Annotated in this window: 1 protein-coding gene; it reads right to left on the bottom strand. The window is 21.8% G+C overall.

Annotation, left to right across the window (positions count from 1 at the left end; all coding sequences use genetic code 11):
• Nucleotides 1-89: 89 nt before the first annotated feature.
• Nucleotides 90-271: hypothetical protein (locus tag SB660_RS20665; RefSeq protein WP_410584218.1), on the bottom strand; the 182-nt coding region annotated here is incomplete at its 5' end.

The raw sequence follows: 271 nt of genomic DNA, 5'->3' as shown, positions 1-271 counted from the left end.
AAAAATTATATGTTTCATGTTTCATTTTTTATTGAGTATTAATTCAGTATTAAACACAAGCATAAATAAGATTTGAAGTAGCTTAGTCATCACTCCTTGTTTAATAAATTCCAAATTGAAGAATTATTTATATTAATCAAATAATTATTCTTCGATCGCTTAATTTTAAACACGCAATCATTATTCTTCAATTCAATTTCATTATTCTTACTTTTCATAATATCATATTCACCTTTACATAATGAAGTATTTCCATCAACATAAACTTTAT

The organism is Bacillus sp. SIMBA_005 (assembly GCF_046535585.1).
In the GTDB taxonomy this organism is placed as follows: Bacteria; Bacillota; Bacilli; order Bacillales; family Bacillaceae; genus Bacillus; species Bacillus pumilus.
The sequence above is the reverse complement of the archived record's forward strand: the minus strand, read 5'-3'. Positions and strand labels throughout refer to the sequence as shown.